A 21952-nucleotide genomic window follows, 5' to 3' on the forward strand; every position below is an offset into this window, starting at 1 on the left:
CCGAAGGGCCGCGTTAGCGCAAAGTGCGAAGCGGTTTTCCGTAAAGATCATGCGCGAACATAACCTAGAGCGCGATCCATCCTGCTTAGACGGTGAGGATTTCTTTTTCCTTGGCGGCCAGCAACTGGTCGATCTCGGAGATCGTGCCGTCGGTCGCCTTCTGCACCTCGTCGGCGTGGCGCTTCTGATCGTCCTCGGACATCTCGTGATTCTTCTCGAGCTTCTTGAGAACGTCGAGACCGTCGCGGCGGACGTGGCGCGCGGCGACCTTGGCGGCTTCCGCGTATTTGTGCGCGACCTTGACGAGCTCCTTGCGACGCTCCTCATTGAGTTCGGGGATGCGCAGGCGCAGAACCTGGCCTTCAGTCGCCGGCGACAGGCCGAGATTGGAATCGACGATCGCCTTCTCCACCGCCTTGACCATCGACTTGTCCCAGACCTGCACCGAAATCAGGCGCGGCTCCGGCACGCTGACGGTGGCGAGCTGGTTCAGCGGCATGTGGCTGCCATAGGCGTCGACCTGCACCGGATCGAGCATCGAGGCGGAGGCGCGACCGGTGCGCAGGCCGCCAAGCTCGTGCTTGAGCGACTGGATCGCGCCCTGCATGCGGCGCTTGACTTCGTTGAGATCGAAATTGTCCGTGGCCATCCCGTTTCTCCTTCAAAATCCCGGCGACCTCTCCGCACCTTCTCTCAGGGTGCAACGACAAGCCGTCAGCCGGCGACAATGGTTCCGTGGCCGCCGCCACGCAGTACAGCACCGATCGAGCCCGGCTCCGCGATCGAGAACACGATGATAGGCAGCGACGTCTCGCGGGCAAGCGCGAAGGCGGTCGCATCCATCACCTTGTAGCCGCCCTCGATCGCCTGCGAATGCGTCAGACGGTCGAATCGCGTCGCCGTCGGGTCTTTCTTCGGGTCGGCCGAGTAGACACCGTCGACATTGGTCGCCTTCAGAACCGCCTGGGCGCCGATCTCGGCTGCGCGCAGCACCGCGGTCGTGTCCGTGGTGAAGAACGGATTACCGGTTCCGCCGCCGAGCAGCACGATCCGGCCCTCGGCGAGGTATTTATGTGCCGCGGTGCGGGTGAACAGCTCGGAAATCTCGGGCATGACGAAGGCCGACAGCGTGCGCGCAGGCGTGCCCTTGCGCTCGATCGTGGCCTCGAGCGCGAGGCAGTTCATCATCGTCGCGAGCATGCCCATGGTATCACCGGTCGGGCGCGACACGCCGCGCGAGGAGACCTCGACGCCGCGAAAGAGATTGCCCCCGCCGATGACGACGGCGACTTCGGTGCCGAGGTGGCGAGCGGCGATCAGATCGTCGGCGACCCGGTCGATGGTCGGTTGATCGATGCCAAAACCCTGCGGTCCCGCGAGATATTCGCCGGACAGCTTGATCACGACGCGACGATAGACCGGATCAGTCATGAGCACTTTCCTTGTCCGGGCGCCGCTTCCGGCGGCACGCCGGAAGGAACGTTCCGGCGCTTACTTCTTGCCGCTGGCCGCCGCGACCTCGGCCGCGAAGTCGCTTTCCTGCTTCTCGATTCCCTCACCGAGAGCATAGCGCACAAAGCCCGCGATTTTCACCGCGCCGCCGACCTTGCCTTCGGCTTCCTTCACCGCCTGCGCCACCGACTTCCCGGTGTCGTGGATGAAGGCCTGCTCGAGCAGGCAAACTTCCTTGTAATAGGTCTTCAGGCCGGACTCGACGATCTTCTCGATCACGTTCTCGGGCTTGCCCTGCTGGCGATATTTGTCGGCGAGCACGTCCTTCTCGCGCTTGACGACCGCCGGATCGAGACCGGACGGATCCAGCGCCAGCGGGTTGGCGGCCGCGACATGCATCGCGATCTGGCGGCCAAGCGTTGCGAGCTCGTCGGCCTTGCCGGGGGATTCCAGTGCCACGATCACGCCCATCTTGCCGGCGCCCTCGACCACCGCGCCATGGACGTAGCTCGACACCACGCCCTGGCTGACCTCGAGCGAAGCTGCGCGGCGCAGCGTCATGTTCTCGCCGATGGTGGCGATTGCGTCATTGATCGCAGTTTCGATCGTGACGTCGCCGACCTTGGCGGCCTTGATCTTGTCGACATCGGCGCCGGTGTTGAATGCGACCTGGGCGATCATCTTGACGAGGCCCTGGAACTGGCCGTTGCGCGCGACGAAGTCAGTCTCGGAATTGACTTCGACCACGACGCCCTTGTTGCCCTTGGTGAGCGCGCCGATCAGACCCTCGGCGGCGACGCGGCCCGACTTCTTGGCGGCCTTCGACAGGCCCTTCTTGCGCAGCCAATCCTGCGCCGCTTCCATGTTGCCGTCGTTTTCGGTCAGCGCGGCCTTGCAGTCCATCATGCCTGCGCCGGTCGACTCGCGCAGGTCCTTGACCATCGCAGCTGTGATCGTTGCCATCGTTCAAAATCCTTTTTGCCTGCCGGTTTGCCGCGGCGCGGCCAGATCGCCTCGCCGCGGTCCATCTCAGGAATTCGCGTCAACTGAAATGGTGGCCGGAGCTTGTCCGGCCAACCCATCGCTCTTTTTGACTATTCCGCTTCCGCGGTCAGCGCCTTGGCCTTGGCCACCCAGGCGTCCGCGCGGCTCGGCAGGCCGACTTCTTCGCCGATCTTGTGCGCGGTATCGTGATCGAGCTCAGCCAGCTGCCAGAAGTGGAAGATGCCGAGATCGTTGAACTTCTTCTCGATCGCGCCCGACACGCCCGGGAGCTTCTTGAGGTCGTCGGACGTCCCGCGCGGGCCGGCAAGGCCTTGGAAGCCGCTCGTGGCGGGCAGCTCTTCTGCGACCGGCCGAACCGAAGCACCGACGTCGATTCCGGAATCGCCCTGCGCGCGTGAAATGCCGTCAATCGCTGCGCGCGCGATCAGATCGCAATAGAGCGCAATCGCGCGGCCGGCGTCGTCATTTCCCGGCACCACATAAGTGATGCCCTTCGGATCCGAATTGGTGTCGACGATCGCCGCGACCGGAATGTTGAGCCGCTGGGCTTCCTGGATCGCGATGTCTTCCTTGTTGGTGTCGATCACGAAGATCAGGTCGGGCAGACCGCCCATGTCCTTGATGCCGCCGAGCGAGCGGTCGAGCTTGTCGCGCTCGCGCTGAAGGGTCAGGCGCTCCTTCTTGGTGTAGGAGGAGGCATCGCCGCCGGCGAGCACGTCGTCGAGATGACGCAGGCGCTTGATCGAGCCCGAGATCGTCTTCCAGTTGGTCAGCGTGCCGCCGAGCCAGCGCGAATTGACGAAGTACTGAGCGCAGCGCTTGGCCGCGTCGGCAACGCCGTCCTGCGCCTGGCGCTTGGTGCCGACGAACAGGATGCGGCCGCCCTTGGCGACGGTGTCGCTGACCGCCTGCAAGGCGTTGTGCAGCAACGGCACGGTCTGCGCGAGGTCGACGATGTGGATGTTGTTGCGGGCGCCGAAAATGAACGGCGCCATTTTCGGATTCCAGCGGTGAGACTGGTGACCAAAGTGCACGCCGGCTTCGAGGAGCTGACGCATAGTGAAATCGGGTAGTGCCATCGTTCTAATTCTCCGGTTGGTTCCTCCGGAAGCGTGTGAGCAGGACAGAGCGTTGTCGCCCCGGCTGCCACCGGACGGCCTTGTGAGCCATGCTTCCGTGTGAGATGGCGCGGTGTATAGCGCGATTTCGGCCAGAAGCAAGGAAATAAGGGCCTTTCGGGGCGGCTTTCGCCCGCAAGAGGCCCCCTTCCGTAAAGATCGCTCCGGCCTAGCCCCTGCCTAGCATCTGGGCTGGTTCGGCGGGCACTTCTTTGCCGCCGGCGGCGGAGCCGGAGGACGCGGTGGAGGTGCTGCCGGGCGCGGCGGCGGCGGTGGCGCGACGGCCATCCGGGGCGGCGGAGGTGGCGCCGGCCGGGCGACCGGCGGCGGCGGCGCGGGCCGCGCCATTGGCGGCGGCGCCGGTCGAGCAACCGCCACGGGTGGAGCCGCCCGTGGCGGTGGCGGCGGCGCAACACGCGGCGGAGGCGGAGGCGCCGGCCGCGCCACGGCCTGAGACCGCGGTGGTGGCGCCGACGGCCGGGCAGCCTGGGCGGGAGCTGCGGTCGGCTGATGCTGCGGCCTGATCGGCTCCCGCGCCGCCGAGGGCGGCGGCGTGACCGGTCGTCCAACTGCGCCAGGAGGCGTGCGGGCAGCAGGCGGCGAACCAGCCGGCTCGCGGGTCGCGGACTTGCCATGGTCCCCAGGCCCGGTCCCGGTCCCGGGCGGGGCCTGGGCCACCGGCGGCTTCGGCGGTTGGCCGGGCACAGCGGCCGGGTTTGTCGCCGTGGGCGCAGTCGCCGGCGCGGCGGCGGTCGGCGCACCGGGATGACCCGGCGGCGTGGTGCCGGGAGCAGCAGTCGTCGGCGCTCCCGCAGGCCCTCCCGGATGGGTCGGCGGCGGTGTGCCGGGAGCAGTGGCCGTGGGCAGCCCGGGTCTGCCGCCCGGCAGTGGCCCGGCTCCCGCTGGCGGTACAGGTGGACCGCCATGGGTGCCGGGAACCGGCAGGGTGTTGGCTTGGGGCAGCTTGGCCGGTGGCGTGGCAAGCGGACTGGCAGGTGGAGTCGTAGGTGGCGAACCGGTCGGTGCGGCATTGGCCGGCCTGGCCGGAGGCATTCCTGGCCTCGCCGTCGGCTGCATCGTCGCGCTCGGCGGCATCGGCGCCTTGCCCTGCTGAATCAGGGCGGCGCGCTGCACGACCGCCTGCGGCATGGCGGGACCAGCCGGATTGGTGCGCCCGGCAATGGCTGGCGCGAGATTGCCCGCTCCGGCACCCGCACCCGCACCCGCCGGCGGTGCCGGCGGCTGGTTGATCACCGTGTTGATGACCGTCCTGTTATGGATGTTCTGATAGATGATGTTGTTCGGGGGCGGTGCGACATAGACCGGCGGCCTGACGAACACAGGAATTGGCACGAACATCGGCTGCGGCAGCACGAACAGGCCGACCACCGGCATCGGCGGCGACAGCACGACGAAATCCGGCGGCGGCGGTGGCAGATAATAGACCGGCGGCGGCGGTGGCGGCGCAAAGCCAAAATCCGGATCGCTGAAATACAGCACGGGACGCTCGACATAGACCACCTCCTCCGGCGGCGGTGGCGGCACGTCGTAGTCGATCATCGCGAAGCTCGGCGGCGGCTCGGCCGGCGCGGTGAGAATCGCCAAGCGTCGGCGCGCATCCGCCGCATGCGGACCGCGCGGATAGCGACGCAGATACGACCAATAGGCCTCCGGCGTGTCGGTCCGATAGGTCCGCCGCCAGGTGATGGCCTCGCGGCGCGCCGCGACGATCACCATCACGCGCTTCGACAGCGGGTCGCCGGGATAGGCGGAGAGAAACTCTTCGTAGGCCGGCAGCGTGTCGCGCGTGAGCGCGGCGGCATAGGCATCGTGCACGCCGAGATCGCGGATCGGCTTGTTGCGCATCGCGGCGACTTGGTCGGGTGCGGCCTCAGGCGGCGGCGCGTCAGGTCCGCGCTCGAAGAACGAGAATTGCGCCGATATCTTCTGCTCGTTCCAGGGCACTTGCGCGCCCTTGCTGGACTCGTTGACGCGCAGGCGAACGCGGTCGAACACCTCAGGCAGCGGTAGGCCGCCGGTGCGGATCATCTCCGCCAGCGACTGCGCATAGATGCCGTAAGGTCCAGGCTCCTCGGGCGCCACCGTGCCGGGCGCGGCGTTGAACGCGATCAGCATGTTGGCGTCGGGCTCGACCAGCGCAAGTCCGCTCGCGATCTGCTGGCCGCCCTCCACGAAGGGCTGCGCCCGCGCAGCGTCGAGCACGACGATGTTGGCCTTGAGCGGAACGGAGGCGAGCTGGCGGAGATAGTCGCCGATGCGCAGGCCTTCGGTCGGAATGTCGGTGTCGCGGGTGATGTTGGAATCGACCGGGATGAAGTAGTTCTCACCGGCAAGTTGCACGCCATAGCCGGCGAGGTAGACCATCGCGACGGTGCCCGGTCCGGAGGCCTGCGCCTTCTGGATGAAATCGCGAAAGCTCTTGCGCAGCGTGTCGCCGTCGAGATCGCGGGCGCCGACGACGTCGAAGCCCGCCGCCTGCAGCGTCTGCGCGATCAGGCCGGCATCGTTTGCCGTCGTCGCCAGCGGCGACTTGGCATAGGCCCCGTTGCCGACCACGAGCGCCATACGCTTTTCCTGCTGCTGTGCACGCGCCGGATCCGGCGCGCCCGCGGCAAGGACCGCGATTGGCAGGAGAAGGCAAATGAAGGCTCGGAGCGTCCCACGCATGACTTGCTTGCCCGTTTTTGTTGTTGAGATGCCGCCACGCATCAGACGCGTGGCGAGCTGAATGACACTTGAACGAAAGGCTTCCAAATAACGAAGGCTTGGATTGAGGCGGCGGCATGGCGCCCGGCACCAACGCCAGGGCGCCTGCGTCAGCCTCGCGACAACGAACCGGCGCGAGCCGGTTCGTCTCGTCAGACCTGCGCGATCAGGTCGACCGTTCCCGTCGTGAGCCGATAGATGCCGCCGACGACCTTCAGCTTGCCCTGCTCCACGGCCGCATTGAGGATCGGCGCTGCCGACTTCAGCTTCGCGACGTTGTCGATGACGTTCTGCCGGATCGCCTTGTCGAGGACGTCCCCACCCTGCTGCATCGCAGCCTTCGCTGCAGGCGTGATCGCATCGACCAGCGATGGAATATGGCCCGGCGGCGGCTTGTTGTCCTTGATCGCCTTCAGCGTCGCATCGACCGCGCCGCAAGCGTCATGGCCGAGCACGAGGATCAGCGGCGCATTCAGCACGGCCACCGCGTATTCCATGCTGGCGATGGTTTCGGTGCCCGCAAAATTTCCGGCGACGCGGCAAACGAACAGATCGCCGCGGCCAGTGTCGAAGGCATATTCCGGCGCGATGCGCGAATCGGCACAGCTCAGTACGGCCGCGAACGGATTCTGTCCGCCGACCAACGCCTCGCGCTCGTGCTTGAAATCGTGCCGCCGCGACACGCCGTCGACATAGCGGGCATTGCCTTCCGTCAGGCGCTTCAATGATGCGTCGGGCGACAGCACGTTCTGCGGCTTGGGCGGCGCCTTGGTCTCTTTGGCGAAGGCTCTGCCGGTCAGGGCGAGGCCGAGCGCCGAGGCACCCAACAACATCGCGGATCGTCGCGACGGCGCGATCCTCTCATGTGGGGATTCATTGCACTTGTCGCACATGTCACGTTCCCTCCCGGCGCGATGGACGAACGGCCTCACGGCGATCATAGCCGCAACGCTGTGACGACACCACAAATGACGGTGCGGGCGGAGCTCGAATTTCGCGCGGAGGCTATTCTGCCAACCGAAGCTCTGCGATCGTCGTCCTGGCGGCCGGTTCATCCAAGGGCAGGAAATCCAGCGGTCCCTGATTTTTATAGCCGGACGTCATCGCAAGCGTGAGACCCCAGCCCAGCACCCCCGTGCTCGCATTCGCGATCATGGCGCTCTTGCGCTGACTGAAGCGCGCTACGAAGAACACGGTCTGGCCGGACTGAGCCGAAAAGTCCACGCGCGTGACGCCGAGCGCCGCCTCCTCTGCTACGAACTGGTGCTGGCCTGCCGGGCGATCGACATAGACATATGTCCCGGTCTTCAGACCCTTGATCGGCGTACCGTCGAGGGAAAATTCCCAGTCCGGATCGCCGATGCCGCCGAAGCCCTTCTCGCGAAACACGACGACGCGGGCCTGCCCGGCTTTCGGCGGACCCAGCTTTCGTACCGTCTCCGAATATCCAAGCCCGCTCCTCGCCGTCTCACAGCCGCACAGCAGTGCCGCAGCCACGAGCAATACCAGCCCACGCAATAGCATCACGCCCCCAAATTTTCCCCGAGTGCATGCTAACCGAAAACAGCGAAAGGTTGCAACAGGGCCGCCGCATGTCCCGCGCAAGACATACAGCCGCCTGCAACACCGTGCGCGTTGCTAGAGCTGCTGCACGTCCACCACACCGGCGACCGCCTTGATGGCGCCGGCGATCTGCGGCGAGACCTTGAAGCGGCCGGGCAGCTTCATCTCGACCTCGGTTTCGAGGTCGAGCATCATGACCAGCGAGACCTCGCCGTCGCCGTTGGAGCGGGGCGCGATGCCCGGACTGCCGACCTTCGGCGCGGCGCCGTTCGCCATGTCGGGGCCGGCGAGACGCTTGGCGATCGATTCCAGCGGCTTGGTGTCGCGCACGAAGATGCGCAGGCCCTTCTGCGTCTTGGCCGCGGCCTCGTCCAGCGGCTCGGCGTGCAGCACGCGCGCGCGGACGTCCTCGCCCTGGAGCTCGGCGCCGAGCTGGAGCAGCACCGCGGCGCCCGGTTCCAGGACGTCGCGATATTGCGCGAGGCCTTCGGAGAACAGCACCGCCTCAAAGTGACCCGTGGGATCAGAGAGCCCCATGATGCCCATCTTGTTGCCGGTCTTGGTCCGCCGCTCCATGCGCGACACCACGGTGGCCGCGACCTTGCCGGCGGTGGCGCCGGTCTTCACCGCGCGGGAGAACTCGGCCCAGGACTGCACGCGCAGCCGCTTCAGCACGGTGGCGTAATCGTCGAGCGGATGTCCCGACAGGAAGAAGCCGATCGCGTCATATTCGCGGCGCAGCCGCTCGGCCGGCAACCAGGGCTCGATCTGCGGCAGCATGATGGTCGGCGCGTCGGCCGAGCTGCCGAACATGTCGTTCTGGCCGATGGTTGCAGCTTCGTTCGCCCGCTGGCATGCGGCGAGAATCGAGTCGGCGCCGGCGAAGACCCGCGCCCTGTTCGGCTCCAGCGTGTCGAAGGCGCCCGCGGCGGCGAGGCTTTCGATGATGCGCTTGTTGATCGCGCGCGGCGACACCCGCGCGGCAAAGTCGGCGAGCGAGGTGAACATGCCGTTTTTGGTCCGCTCCGCGATGATCTGCTCGACGGCCGCAATACCGACGCCCTTCAGCGCCGCGAGCGCGTAGTAGATGGTCTTGTCGCCGACTTCGAAAGTCGCGCCGGAACGGTTGACATTGGGCGGCTCGACCTTGATGCCGAGGCGCTGCGCCTCGGCGCGGAATTCGGACAGCTTGTCGGTATTGTTGAGATCAAGCGTCATCGACGCGGCGATGAACTCCACCGGGTAATGCGCCTTCATGTAGGCGGTGTGGTAGGACACCAGCGCATAGGCCGCCGCGTGGCTCTTGTTGAAGCCGTAGTCGGCGAATTTCGCCAGCAGCTCGAAGATGGTATCGGCCTGCCCCTTCGGCACGCCGTTCTTCACTGCGCCTGCGACGAAGATCTCGCGCTGCTTCTCCATCTCGGCGCGGATCTTCTTGCCCATGGCGCGGCGCAGCAGGTCGGCGTCGCCGAGCGAATAGCCCGACATCACCTGCGCGATCTGCATCACCTGTTCCTGGTAGATGATGACGCCGAAGGTCTCCTTGAGAATCGGCTCCAGCACGGGGTGGAGATATTCCGGCTCCTCGTCGCCGTGCTTACGCGCGCAATAGGTCGGGATGTTCGCCATCGGACCCGGTCGATAGAGCGCGACCAGCGCGATGATGTCCTCGAAACGGTCGGGGCGCATGTCGACCAGCGCGCGCCGCATGCCCTGGCTTTCAACCTGGAACACGCCGACCACCTCGCCGCGCGCCAGCATCTGGTAGCTTTCGGCATCGTCGATCGGCAGCGTGGCGAGATCGACGTGGATGTTGCGCGGCTTGAGCAGTTTGCACGCGACGTCGAGTACGGTCAGCGTTTTCAGGCCGAGGAAGTCGAACTTCACGAGGCCCGCGGGCTCGACCCATTTCATGTTGAACTGGGTCACCGGCATGTCGGATTTGGGATCGCGATACATCGGCACGAGTTCGCTCAGCGGCCGATCGCCGATCACGATGCCGGCCGCATGCGTCGAGGCGTGACGGGTCAGGCCTTCGAGGCGCTGCGCGATGTCGAAGGCGCGCGCCACCACCGGATCCTCGTCGCGGAACGCCTGGAGTTTTGGCTCGCTCTCGATCGCGGCGGCCAGCGTCACCGGCGCGGCCGGATTCTGCGGCACGAGTTTTGTGAGCTTGTCGACCTGGCCATAGGGCATCTGCAGCACGCGGCCGACGTCGCGCAGCACGCCGCGCGCCTGCAGCGTCCCGAACGTGATGATCTGCGCGACCTGGTCGCGACCGTAGCGCTCCTGGACGTACCTGATCACCTCGCCGCGGCGATCCTGGCAGAAGTCGATGTCGAAGTCCGGCATCGAGACGCGTTCCGGATTGAGGAAGCGCTCGAACAGCAGGCCGAACTTGATCGGGTCGAGGTCGGTGATGGTCAGCGCCCACGCCACCAGCGAGCCTGCGCCGGAGCCGCGGCCCGGCCCGACCGGGATGCCCTGGCCCTTCGCCCATTTGATGAAGTCGGAGACGATCAGGAAGTAGCCCGCGTATTTCATGCGCATGATCACGTCGAGCTCGAACGCAAGCCGCGCGTTGTAATCTTCTTCCGTCGTGCCTTGCGACAGCCCGTGCACACGCAGGCGGTTGGCGAGCCCCTCCTCCGCCTGCCGCTTCAATTCGGCCGCCTCGACCGCGGCGGCATCGGAGCTTGCGGCAGCGCCGACCGTGAAGAACGGCAGGATCGGCTTGCGCGTCATCGGCCGGAACGAGCAGCGCTCGGCGATCTCGACCGTCGAGGCCAGCGCCTCCGGAATGTCGGCGAACAGCACCGCCATCTCGGCGCGGGACTTGAAGCGGTGATCGGGCGTGAGCTGCTCGCGCTCGGTCTCCGCGATCAGCCGCCCGCCGGCGATGCAGAGCAGCGCGTCATGGGCTTCATAATCGTCGGTCGTGGCGAAATACGGCTCGTTGGTCGCAACCAGCGGCAGGCCCTTGGTGTAGGCGATGTCAATCAGGCTGCTTTCGACCCGCCGCTCCTTCTCGATGTTGTGGCGCTGCAATTCGATGTAGAGACGGTCTCCGAACAGGCTGGCCAGACGCTCGCAGCGCGCCGCCGCGAGCTCGGTATAACCGCCGGCAAGCGCCAGCGAGATCGGTCCGTCCGGACCGCCCGTCAGCGCGATCAGACCTTCGGTCTCGCCTTCGAGCCAGTCGAACTTGATGTGGGGAGCATGAGTGTCGGGCGTCTCCAGGAACGCGCGCGAGTTCAGCCGCATCAGGCTGCGATAGCCGCGCTCCTGCGCGGCCAGCAGCACCACGCGCGAGGGCAGCAGCACGTTGCGCGCATTGGGATCCTGGTCGCCGAACTCGATCGCGATCTCGCAGCCCACGATCGGCTGGATACCGGAGCCCGCCATCTTGTCGGAGAACTCCAGCGCACCGAACATGTTGTCGGTGTCGGTCAACGCCAGCGCCGGCTGATGGTCTTTCTTCGCTAGCTCGGCGAGCTTGGCGATCTTGATCGAGCCCTTGAGCAGCGAATAGGCCGAGTGAACGTGAAGGTGGACAAATCCGGCGCTCGGCATGGTCGCGTGACGGCCTCTTGCAGATGAGATGGAGCGGTCACCGGCACCGGAGGCATCCTGCACTCGCCCGGCCGACTCGCCTCATAATGGTGGGGCGTCATGGTGCCAGAGTCCACGCCGGAGCGGCCGATCGGCCGCGTCGTCCTGCTTTTCCCCAACCTAGGCCCGCGCCTAGAGCTGCGGGAGCACCTGGGCCCAGATCGCAATCATCCCGACAAACAGCGCGATCGACGCCAACGCGGCGGCCTCTTCAACGAAAATCCTGAACATGGCTTACTCCATGGTGAGAACGTATGAAGAACATTGTTCTCATTTCGTTCTCAGGAGTCAAGCCATCTCGACCATCTCCAAACAGAATGGTTAACCCGCTGAATTTAAGCAACAAAAAAGCCCCGGCCGATGGCCGGGGCTTTCGCCAACCGCTCGAAGTCGAGCGATCGATAGCAGTCTTTTACTCAGTAACGGCCGAGGCTCGGGCCGCCGAACTTGTAGTTCAAGCGAACGAGGCCCATGTCGACGTCCTGGCGGATGCGATCGGTGCCAACCAGGCCTGCGAACGTGACGTTCTTGTCCTGCAGGAAGATGTGGTTGTACTCGACGCCAACCGACCAGTTCGGGGCGAAACCGTACTCGAGGCCGGCACCGATCGTGCCACCCCAACGGGTCTGATCGTTCGAGGACAGCAGCGCGCCGCCAAGGGTCGAGACTTCATACTTGCTGCCGGCGACAGCCGCACCGCCCTTGGCGTAAAGGAGGACGTTGTTCCAGGCGTAGCCGATCTGACCGGTGATCAGACCGAACGAGTCGATCTTGGAGCGGTTGCGCGTCGCGAACAGCGCGCTGACGTTGTCGCCCGAGAAGTCAGCCCAGTTGCCCTGACCTTCGATACCGAACACCCACTGGCCCGACTGCATGCGGTAGCCGATCTGGCCGCCGACCGTGCCGCCGGTCGCATCGTGCGAACCCTCGCGGCCACCGCCGACGAGATCCCAAGTCGAATGGGCGGAACCGCCGCCGCCGTTGACGCCGATGTAGAAGCCGCTCCAGTCGTAGATCGCGGCGACCATCGCCGGCGCCTTGGTGTAAGGCCGCGCAGCGAGGTCAGCAGCCACCGCCGGTGCGGTCGCGCCGAGCGCGACAAGGCTCACAGCAGCAAGCAACAGATTCTTGTTCATTTGATTCCCGTTCCAGTTTCGTCGTTAGGCCCCCGGGCCGTAGCGTCGTCATAGCAGCGCTCGACAGAATTGCTGTAACCTCGACGCCACAGTTCGCGCCAAAGGATCGCGCTTCATTAATGAAGATTTACCAGCGCGCGCGGGAAACCCTTTGAAACAAGAGTTTTCATGAGTTCCATTGTCGACTACACGACATACGCAGCATGCGCGCGTAACAACGTCGCGCGCACGTTCGCGTGATTGGAGAATCGAATGCGCAGACGAATTGCTCTCCCCATTGTCGCCACATTTTCGCTCGCCCTCGCCACATTTGGTTTCACGCTTAGCGCAAGCGTGCCTGCGCGCGCGTTCGGGACCCACCATGCCTTCTGCCTCACCGGCGATGAATGGCCGGGGCTGAGCAATTGCACGTTCGACACTTACGCGCAGTGCCAGGCGAGTTCGTCGGGCCGCGCGCTCACCTGCATCGCGAACCCGTATTTCGCAGGCCAGAGCGACGATCCCTACGCGTATCAGAACAGGCCGCGCGCGCAGGTGCCGGGTTATTCGCCCGGTTACTACTTGCCGCGCTGAGATGCGTCGCGCTCGCTTCGCGCTCCTCGCGATCGGCCTGCTGCTCGCCGGCGCGCCTGCGCACGCGCAGACCTACGATCCGAGCTATCCGGTCTGCATGCAGATCTACGGTCCCGTCGGCTATTTCGATTGCCGCTACACCTCTCTCGAGCAGTGCAGATTTTTAGCCCTCGGTCGGTCAGCGACGTGCGTGGCGAACCCGTATTTTGCGCAGAAGAAGCCCCCTCGCCACTCGCGGCGCGTCAATTAAATCGGGACTTCGATATGCGGCCCGCCTTGCGTTGAGCTTCCGACGCCACGCTCGGCAATCTGGTCGGCGAGACCGGCGCCGCCGCTGGCTCTGGATGATCGAACCCGTTCGGATGCTGCCCGAGATCCGGTGGCTTGAGGAGCCTCCTTAACCAGCCATCGTAACGATCAACGGTCCGCTTCGCGTGGCGATCACGGTGTGCTCGTATTGAACGGTCGGCGCCTCGGGGCTGCTGTAGAGCGTCCATGGATCATCGCCATCCTCTGCCCATTCCGCGCCAAGGGACAGGAACGGCTCGACGGTGAACACGAGGCCTTCGCTCATGATGCGGCGTTCGGAGCGGTCGGGCCACGTTGCGATCTCCGTCGGCTCCTCGTGGAGCGACAGGCCGACGCCGTGACTGGCAAGGTTCCTGACCAGGCTGTAACCGTTCTTCCGCGCAAAGGTCCCGATGGCCTGACCGATACCGGCAATCGGTTTGCCGGCTCCGACCTGCTGCAGGCCCGTCCACATCGCCCGCCGGCCGTCCCTGCAAAGACGTTCGACCGCGCGGGTTGCGGGTGGAACGGCGAATGAGGCTCCCGTATCCGCAAAGAAGCCGTTCTTCTCGGCTGACACGTCGATGTTCACGAGGTCCCCGCGCGCGATCCGCCGATCGCCGGGGATGCCATGAGCGATCTCCTCGTTCACGCTGATGCAGGTTGCGCCCGGAAAGTCGTAGGCCAGCTCCGGAGCCGAACGTGCACCGGCGGCCTCCAGCAGCGTTCGCCCGATCTGGTCGAGCTCGGAGGTGGACATGCCCGGCTCGAGCGCCTTTCCCATTGCCTCCAGGGTATTGGCGACAATGCGCCCGATCTCCTTCAGGCGCGCGAGGTCGTTGTCATCCGAGATTGTCATGTCATGCTCTTCCGAAAGCCGGGACATAGCCCTTGTGAAGGCAGCTTGCAAACGGAAGAGATCGTTTCCAAAACGCGTTCAGATCTCGTCGAGCAAGGTGCGGACTTTGGCAGCCAGGTCTTCGATAGCGAAGGGCTTGGGAAGCAGATGCTTGCCGGCATCGAGCACGCCATTGTGAACGATTGCATTGCGCGTGTAGCCGGTGGTGAACAGCACTTTCAGCGCCGGGTATCGTTTCGACAGCTCGGCCGCCAGCTCGGCGCCGGTCATGTCGGGCATGACGACATCCGTGAACAGCAGATCTGGAACGAAACCATTTTCGATCGTCCTGATCGCCTCTTTGGCGCTGGCTGCCTCGATGACGTTGTAGCCAAGTTCGCGCAGGCTTTCGGACGAAAGGTTGCGGACGCGCTCGTCGTCTTCCACGACGAGAATGGTTTCGTTCTGATGGCTTGCACCGGCGGGTATTTCTTCCTGTGACAGAGCTGAGCCCGCCTCCTCGCCGGCGAAGCGTGGAAGGTAGATCTTCACGGTCGTGCCAACATCGACTTCCGAGTAAATTTTGACATGGCCGCCCGACTGCCGCACGAAACCGTAGACCTGACTGAGGCCGAGACCGGTGCCCCTGCCCACGACCTTGGTCGTGAAAAACGGATCGAACACCTTGCCCAGCACGTCGGCCGGAATTCCCGTGCCGTTGTCCGTCACGGCCACGAGAACGTACTGCCCGGGTGCGAGTGCATACTCGCGAGCATATTTTCGGTCTATCGAGACGTTGCTGGTTTCTACTGTCAGCCTGCCGCCCTTCGGCATGGCATCGCGCGCATTGACCGCGAGGTTGATCATCGCGCTTTCCAGCTGGGCCGGGTCTGCCTTGACCCGCCAGAGGCCAGCCGCCAGCACCGTCTCGAGGCGGATCAGCTCGCCCAGCGAGCGCTCGAGCAACTCGCTCATCCCGCCGACCATCTTGTTGATGTCCACGACCTCAGGCGCGAGCGGCTGTTGGCGCGAGAACGCGAGCAGCCTCTGCGTCAACGTGGCTGCGCGATTTGCACCGTCGATGGCGCCCTCGATGAAGCGGTCTATGCTGACCTCTCCCCTGCCGAGCCGCCGCTTGGCAAGATTCAGGCTGCCGAGAATCACGGCCAGCATATTGTTGAAGTCGTGGGCAATGCCGCCGGTCAACTGCCCGACGGCTTCCATCTTCTGGGATTGCCGCAATTGCTCTTCGGCCTTCATGCGCTCGGCAATTTCGTCGGCAACACGTTGCTCCAATCCGGCGTTGAGCGCCTCGAGCCGGGTCAAGAGCTGGGCGTTGTCGATAGCGGTGGCGGCATGGCCCGCAATACCAAGCAACGCGGACTCCTGCTCGGCTTGGAATTTACCCGTCTCGGCGTGACCGAAGAAAAGTCCGCCGAAAACTTCGCCGGTGCGCGAGATCACAGGGACCGCCAGGTAGGATCGGACCGGAAGATGGCCCTCGGGCATGCCTTTCCGCGGCGCGTTCTTGCCATAGCGGGGGTCCCGCAGGATATCGTCGGACCTCACCACGCCGGAGCCCTCGAAGGTCGGGCCAAAGACGGCTGTGTTACGCGGCATCGGAAAGTTTTCAAACGCGGATCGCGGCGCACCAGACAGCGAATACAGCATGTAGCTGCCGCCATCCGGCGCCAGAACGTTGTAGAAAAAGGCGCCGAATTGAGCACCGGTGAGTCCGACGCCGGCATCCGTCACGATCTGGACGATCTTGTCGAGGTCGCGTTCGCGAGAGACCGAGGCCCCGGTATCATTGAGTATTCTGAGATGACGCTCGGTTTTCTTTTGCGCGGTGATATCCAGAACCGTTCCGATGAACCGAACAGCTTGGCCGTTGGCAAAGATGGCTTGACCGGTCGCGGCGATCCAGCGTTCGACCCCATCCTCGATGCCAATGGTCCGGTATTCCATGTTGTAGTTTGCCGGCGCGTGCGGCGTCAGCGCCGCGGAGACGGCCTCGTGGGCGCGCTGCCTGTCTTCGGGATGAAGGCCCTTCAGGAACGACCCTTCATAGCTGACTTCGGCGTCCGGCGATAAACCGAACACCTCCTTGCAGCGGCTATCCCATCGAAGAACGTTGTTGACCGGGTCGTAGTCCCAGGTGCCGATACCAGCCGCCTTGTTTGCAAGCGTCAGTCGTTCGGCGGCCTCCCGCGCCGCCTGTTCCGATCGGACGCGCTCGATGTGGGCCCACGACCGTTCGGTCACTTCGGTGAGCAAGGCGAGTTCGCGCGGCGTCCACTGGTGCGGGCCCCGGTGATGGATCGCCATCAAGGCGGTGAGTTGCCCTTCTTTGACCAAGGGCATGCAAATCGTCGAACCGATCCCGATGTTCTGGAAAGTGGCGGCTTCCTCAGGCGCAAGCTCCTTCAAATTGTCATTGATGATCAGGGGCCTGCCGGCGCCGAGCTCTCGCACCGCCTTCTTCCCGAAGTCAGCCAGGCTGTAGTGACCAAGGATATGCACCGCGCCCGGCGCCGCCCAATCCCCGCGTATGGTGAAGCCGTCCTGGTCGGGATCCATATCGGCATAGGCACAGCTCGATACCTCGAGATGCTCGCCAAGCATCCTGGTCGTCACCGCCATCACGCCGTCGGCATCGCGGGTCCTGGCCGTCTCCTTGTTGAGTGCGTCCAGGAAAAGCAGCCGGGCTTCGTTCTCCCGCACGGCCGTCTCAGCACGGCGACGCTCAACGGCCGTGCGCGTACGCTCGGCAACATCGCGAATGAGCTCCAGCTCTTCGGGGCTCCATTCGCGCGGCCCGGCATTGTTCAAATACAGCAGCGCCACGACCCCATCGGCCTCCGAGATCGGCATGTTGACGAGCGCACGCGCAGAGATCGCCTCGAGAGCCTCGGCACGATCGCCGACGCGAGGGTCTTTTTCAGCATCGGCACAGATGACGGTCTCGCCCCGCTTGAGATCTTCGATGTAGCTGCCATAGTCGCGGAAGCGCAGCACGCCTGCGAGGCTCAGGATGCCCGGTGCGTTCCAGTCGCGGACAATGGTGATGGTCTCGGCTGAGGTGTCGACCGTGCCATAGCCCGCCCGGCTGACGTTCAGGCTGCGGCCGAGCAGTTCCGCCGCAGCATAGGCGAGATCGTCGGGATTGCTGATCTCTCGGATGAAGTCGCCGAGTGTGGCTAAGACGGAATTGCGATCGGCCGAGCGGATCCCGGTCGCTGTCGTCATTGGTCTTCCCCTGCCACGTTCCTAGCTCCACGAGGAGCTACTGCTTGATCGTCCCGCTGCTGTTCGCTTCGACCACAGGTAGCCCACCTGACTTTCTGAGTGATGCAGCCGGGTCGCGCAAATTGTCTGCGCGATAACCGCATGATGGCATTTAGGTTCCTGTCGTCACCGTCCCCTTGGGAGATGCTGTTCTGCCTGCTCCCACATCGCCGCCAGATTGCCAATCCAGCCGTCGCGGACAGACCCGTGCGGATGCGCCACCGCAAGTTGTGGCTGCGCGGATCATCGTGTAACATCGATCTCTGCTTTTCACTGCGGGTGGTCCCCGTCGTTTCATGCTCGCCCGTAGTCTGCTTGTCCTGGCCTCGCTGATTCATGGCGCATTGCACGCCGAAGGGACGCCGGCCGAGATGACTGGATTTGCATCCAGGCTGACGATCTATCTTGCCAAGGGACCACCAGACGCCTGCGGACCGGGCTGCGACCGCTGGATCGCCATCGAGGGCGATATCGACCAGGACGCTGCGCCGCGCATTCGCCGCTTCCTTGCCGGCGTCAAGGACACGCAGCGTCCGATCTACCTCTATTCACCGGGCGGAAACGTGGAGCAGTCCTATGTCATCGGGCGGTTGTTGCGCAGCCGCAAGGCGATCGCTCGGGTTGGCCGGACCATCGCGACGGCGTGCGCCGCGGGCACGCAGGTGGACGCCGCGTGCCTGAAAATAAAAAATACCGGCGGCGAGGTGGAAGCCGAACTCACCACTTACCATGCGATGTGCAACTCGGCCTGCGGCTACCTGTTTCTCGGAGCGACATCGCGCGAGGTCGCCCCCGACGCCGCGCTGGCGGTCCATAATTCCAGGCTGGTCCTTGCCTTTCACGGGCATCCGCCTCCGGCGGCGGTCGCGGAATACAGGCAGCGCCGGATGGCCAGGGCCGATCGCGATCGCGCTGCGTTCATCGCGGCGATGGGGATCAGCCGCGAGCTAGACGATCTGATCCGGACGGTGAAGTTCGAAAACCTGCACCTGCTGACGCGCGCCGAGCTCTATCGTTTCGGCATCGACACGCGTTCGCTTGCCGAAACGGCGTGGAAACTGGAAAAGGAAGCGCGCCCCTTCGTCCGCAAGATCGCGATGCTGAAGGAGAACGGCGCGTCGTTCCGGCCTATGGAATGGCGTCTGTCCTGCGAAAGCGGAAAGCGCGTGCCGTTGACATTCGCGCGCGAGATCGACGAGACGGCCATCGCCAAGACCACCATCCTGGTGACGGCGGACGCCGCTCCGGACAACGCGGCCGGAGGGTCTGTGTTGCGGGCCGGAAAATACGAAGTCTGGCGCGGCAGCATCGATCCGGACATGCTCAAGGCGATACTGGCGTCCCGCTCCCTCCATGTCCGCGAAACCACGCTGTTACCCGACGACAAGGCGGACATCACGAAATTCGACATCGACTTGACGGGCCTGACGTCAGTGTGGCCGCAGCTTGCGGCGTCATGCGCGGTGGCGACGCCGGCTCCGAAGAGCCCGTGGCCGGCCATTCAGCAGCCGAACGCCAGCGTAACGCCCCCGGCCGCACCGTCGCCATGAGTCAACGTGGCGAAACTCGAACATCGCGCCGAAGGTCAGCTCCGCCAGGGAGTGTTGCGGATGCGCGTGCATGCGTTCGGCTTGTGAAATGTGGGGTCGTGATCTTCGATGTAATCGAAATTGACAGTCCCGAACGTGGTCTGCGGCTTCTTCAAGGCCGAGCAGGTTTGTACCTGAAGGAATTCGTTCTTGAAATCACCGCGCGGAAATGCGGTGGTCACCTGGTCGCGCTGCTCTGGCGAGTACTCGTCATAGCCAATCCCCACGACGTCGACCAACACACCCGCATTCGTGAGAGCGATTTCCGGCCGCATGTATTGTGGAATTCCGGGCGTCGTATGTAACGCGATCGCCTCCCAAACCAGATCGGCTTTTGGCTCGTCGATGCCGTGCCCCCTCAGAAATTCGCGGGCGGCATCGGCGCCATCAACTTCAAATCGCTTGGTCTGTGTATGGTAATGGTCGACAAGCCCGAGATCGTGGAACAGCGCCGCGATGTAGAGCAGCTCGGAATCGAATTTCAGATTTTGCCGATGTCCCTTGATCGCGCCGAACACAAAGACGCGGACCGAGTGGTTGAACAACATGTCGTTTTCGTACTGGCGCACCAGCTCGGCGGCCTCCCGTGCGATCTTGCTGTCGGGAATCTTCACGCCGGAAATTGCGATGGTCATTTCAAGCTCCTGCCTTGAATCGCCGATATCTCAGGACATGCCGTCGCAGTCGATGGCATGTGTTTACCCTCTTGCCGTCTGGCACCGGGGTCAGGCTGCCATCTCTTTCGCGGCCTGTGGCGTATTTCGGAAGCTGATTGCCATGCGATTGTACGCATTCATCAGGCCGATCGCGATGGTGAGATCGACGAGCTCGCGCTCCTCGAAGACGGCGCGGGCAGCCTCGTAAGCTTGATCCGGGATGCCGGTGTCGGCCACACGGGTCACCGTTTCAGCCCATGCGAGGGCGGCACGCTCCCGCTCGTCGAAGAGATGACCGCCTTCCGCCCAGGCCTGCACCAGCGCGATCTTTTCGATCTTCTGTCCGCTCTTCAGCAGATCGCGCGTGTGCATGTCGAGGCAGTAGGCGCAATTGTTGATCTGCGAAATGCGCAGATAAACCAGAGTGACGAGCGTTGCAGGAAGATTGCTCTGCATGACATAGCCGTAAACGCCGCCGAGCGCTTTCATGCCTGCGGGTGCAATGCGGTCGTAGTCGAGACGCTTAGCCATTTTCATACTCCATGATCGGTTCTGTTCGGCGGCTGTCGCCATGTACTTCCGCCATGTACTTCCCTGCCCGATAAATGGCCCCGCCCTGGTCTACAAAAAAGCACCAAGAATGGACGAAAATCGTGTACCAGGGGGGCATGGTCAAACCGCTGCAGCTGGAGCTCGATCGATCTGCGAAGACGCCATTGGCGGAACAAATCCGCAGAGGTATCGGAGCTGCCATCGAGAGCGGCGTGCTGGCGCCGGGAGCTCGTCTGCCCTCATGGCAGGATTTGGCGGCTCAGCTGGGCGTGGCGCGCGGCACCGTGCGATCGGCCTACGAAAAACTTTCCTCTGCGCAACTGATCGTCGCGTCGCGCGCGACCGGAACGCGTGTTGCGGATCGACCCGCCTTTACCCCTCGGCAGGAAGCCGCTCCCCACCCCGGCTCGTTCATGGAGATGTACCAGGAGCTCACTGCGGGACCGGCCGTTTTCCAAATGGGTGTGCCCGCTCACGAGACCTTTCCCGCCAAGCTCTTCTCGAGGATGCGCACGCGGGCGGTGCGCGCGGAAACCAGCGCACCGGCCATTTATCGGGATCCCCGCGGCGAGCTGGAATTGAGGCGCGACATTGCGGCATATCTCGCGCTGGCGCGGGGGATCGAATGTGCACCGTCGCAGATCATCATCACCGGCGGCTTCAGCAGCGGCCTCGGACTGGCACTGCGGGTTCTCGGCCTCGAGCAGAAGAAGGTCTGGATGGAGGACCCGGGCTTCCCCTTCACAAGACACGGCCTTGAGCTTGCAAGGTTGTCGATCAGGCCGATCCCAGTTGATGCAGACGGCATTGACGTCGGTTACGGCCTGAAACACGCTCCTGATGCTGCATTGGTGGTCGTGACGCCGGGACAGCAGGCACCGCTTGGCTCCACCTTGTCGCTGGCAAGACGTTCATGTCTTCTCGACTGGGCAGCCCAGGAAGGGGTATGGGTGATCGAGGACGACTATCTGAGCGAGCTTCAGCTGAGAGGGCGGGCCACACCGGCGCTCGCCTCTCTCGATCGTTTCGGGCGCGTGATTCACATCGGGTCGTTCAGCAAGACCCTGACTCCTGCCTTGCGGCTGGGCTTCGTCGTTGCACCCGCTTCTCTGGCATCCCGTTTTGCCGAGGTAGCGGCATGCCTCGCTCCGGCGCCCGGGCCCTCCGTACAGCTCGCAACCGCCGAATTCATCCGCGACGGCCACTATCTGCGGCATCTTCGACGCACGAAGCGGGCCTATGCCGCGCAAGGCGATGCGCTGCTGAAATATTTGAAGGCACGCGCCAAGGACGTTGCGAAGGACGTTGCGATCGCCGGATTGGCCGCGGTCCTGAGACTGCCGGACGGAACCTCCGACGTCGCGATCGCGAGGGAAGCAGCATCGTTTGGGTTGGCGCCCACGCCCCTGTCGCTATGGCATGCGTCCGCGGCCTCGGCGCGATCCGGCCTGTTGCTGGGCGTCGCCACATCTCCCCACAAGAGGATCGAGGCGTCCTGCGATCGGCTCCTTCAGATCATCGACCGTCATACGTGACGAGCTTCGACCCCATGTTT

Annotated in this window: 17 protein-coding genes; 4 read left to right on the forward strand and 13 right to left on the reverse strand. The window is 64.4% G+C overall.

All coding sequences use genetic code 11. From position 1 onward, the window contains the following. Positions 1-85 precede the first annotated feature (85 nt). The 9 genes from frr to IVB36_RS38685 all read right to left on the reverse strand — a co-directional run bounded on the left by frr (position 86) and on the right by IVB36_RS38685 (position 12613). Positions 86-649 (reverse strand): ribosome recycling factor, encoded by a 564-nt coding sequence (gene frr, locus IVB36_RS38645; protein WP_007603628.1) that lies wholly within the window; start codon positions 647-649, stop codon positions 86-88. 65 nt (positions 650-714) lie between these two features. After that, a complete protein-coding gene (pyrH, locus tag IVB36_RS38650; RefSeq protein ID WP_018455040.1) occupies positions 715-1431 on the reverse strand; it encodes a UMP kinase in 717 nt (238 codons plus the stop codon). A gap of 60 nt (positions 1432-1491) precedes the next feature. After that, entirely contained in the window at positions 1492-2415 is a 924-nt protein-coding gene (tsf, locus tag IVB36_RS38655; protein ID WP_018455041.1) for a translation elongation factor Ts, read from the reverse strand. Positions 2416-2546: 131 nt separating this feature from the next. Beyond that, entirely contained in the window at positions 2547-3536 is a 990-nt protein-coding gene (locus IVB36_RS38660) for a 30S ribosomal protein S2 (protein WP_007603625.1), read from the reverse strand. Positions 3537-3755: 219 nt separating this feature from the next. After that, a complete protein-coding gene (locus IVB36_RS38665) occupies positions 3756-6263 on the reverse strand; it encodes a caspase domain-containing protein (RefSeq protein WP_247394993.1) in 2508 nt (835 codons plus the stop codon). Positions 6264-6454: 191 nt separating this feature from the next. Then, positions 6455-7195 (reverse strand): carbonic anhydrase, encoded by a 741-nt coding sequence (locus IVB36_RS38670; protein WP_085353578.1) that lies wholly within the window; start codon positions 7193-7195, stop codon positions 6455-6457. 112 nt (positions 7196-7307) lie between these two features. After that, positions 7308-7826: a hypothetical protein gene (locus IVB36_RS38675; RefSeq protein WP_027518200.1), complete on the reverse strand. Its 519-nt coding sequence runs from the start codon at positions 7824-7826 to the stop codon at positions 7308-7310. Between the two features lie 114 nt (positions 7827-7940). Further along, positions 7941-11438, reverse strand: coding sequence for a DNA polymerase III subunit alpha (gene dnaE, locus IVB36_RS38680; protein ID WP_247394996.1), 3498 nt, complete (start codon positions 11436-11438; stop codon positions 7941-7943). 455 nt (positions 11439-11893) lie between these two features. Continuing rightward, entirely contained in the window at positions 11894-12613 is a 720-nt protein-coding gene (locus IVB36_RS38685) for an outer membrane beta-barrel protein (RefSeq protein WP_085394829.1), read from the reverse strand. A gap of 252 nt (positions 12614-12865) precedes the next feature. Here IVB36_RS38685 and IVB36_RS38690 point away from each other — a divergent pair, with 252 nt between their 5' ends. Next, complete coding sequence (locus IVB36_RS38690; RefSeq protein WP_018455047.1) at positions 12866-13186, forward strand: DUF3551 domain-containing protein; 321 nt, start codon at positions 12866-12868, stop codon at positions 13184-13186. Between the two features lies 1 nt (position 13187). Further along, positions 13188-13436, forward strand: coding sequence for a DUF3551 domain-containing protein (locus tag IVB36_RS38695; protein WP_018455048.1), 249 nt, complete (start codon positions 13188-13190; stop codon positions 13434-13436). Between the two features lie 147 nt (positions 13437-13583). Here IVB36_RS38695 and map read toward each other — a convergent pair whose 3' ends face one another. After that, positions 13584-14333: a type I methionyl aminopeptidase gene (map, locus tag IVB36_RS38700; RefSeq protein ID WP_085353579.1), complete on the reverse strand. Its 750-nt coding sequence runs from the start codon at positions 14331-14333 to the stop codon at positions 13584-13586. 78 nt (positions 14334-14411) lie between these two features. Next, positions 14412-17561, reverse strand: coding sequence for a GAF domain-containing protein (locus tag IVB36_RS38705; protein ID WP_247394999.1), 3150 nt, complete (start codon positions 17559-17561; stop codon positions 14412-14414). A gap of 602 nt (positions 17562-18163) precedes the next feature. Here IVB36_RS38705 and IVB36_RS38710 point away from each other — a divergent pair. Beyond that, positions 18164-19150, forward strand: a complete 987-nt coding sequence (locus IVB36_RS38710; protein ID WP_247395001.1) for a hypothetical protein — start codon at positions 18164-18166, stop codon at positions 19148-19150. Between the two features lie 35 nt (positions 19151-19185). On the opposite strand, the gene IVB36_RS38715 is transcribed toward IVB36_RS38710, so the two are convergent. Both IVB36_RS38715 and IVB36_RS38720 read right to left on the reverse strand, forming a co-directional pair. Then, positions 19186-19824, reverse strand: coding sequence for an HD domain-containing protein (locus tag IVB36_RS38715; RefSeq protein ID WP_085353295.1), 639 nt, complete (start codon positions 19822-19824; stop codon positions 19186-19188). A 90-nt stretch (positions 19825-19914) separates the two neighbouring features. Then, positions 19915-20376 (reverse strand): carboxymuconolactone decarboxylase family protein, encoded by a 462-nt coding sequence (locus tag IVB36_RS38720; RefSeq protein WP_085353296.1) that lies wholly within the window; start codon positions 20374-20376, stop codon positions 19915-19917. A 137-nt stretch (positions 20377-20513) separates the two neighbouring features. Between IVB36_RS38720 and IVB36_RS38725 the strand changes: the two genes are divergently transcribed. Continuing rightward, entirely contained in the window at positions 20514-21932 is a 1419-nt protein-coding gene (locus IVB36_RS38725) for a PLP-dependent aminotransferase family protein (RefSeq protein ID WP_247336834.1), read from the forward strand. The last annotated feature ends 20 nt before the right edge of the window (positions 21933-21952 follow it).

It is taken from the genome of Bradyrhizobium sp. 35 (genome assembly GCF_023073215.1).
GTDB lineage: Bacteria > Pseudomonadota > Alphaproteobacteria > Rhizobiales > Xanthobacteraceae > Bradyrhizobium > Bradyrhizobium canariense_D.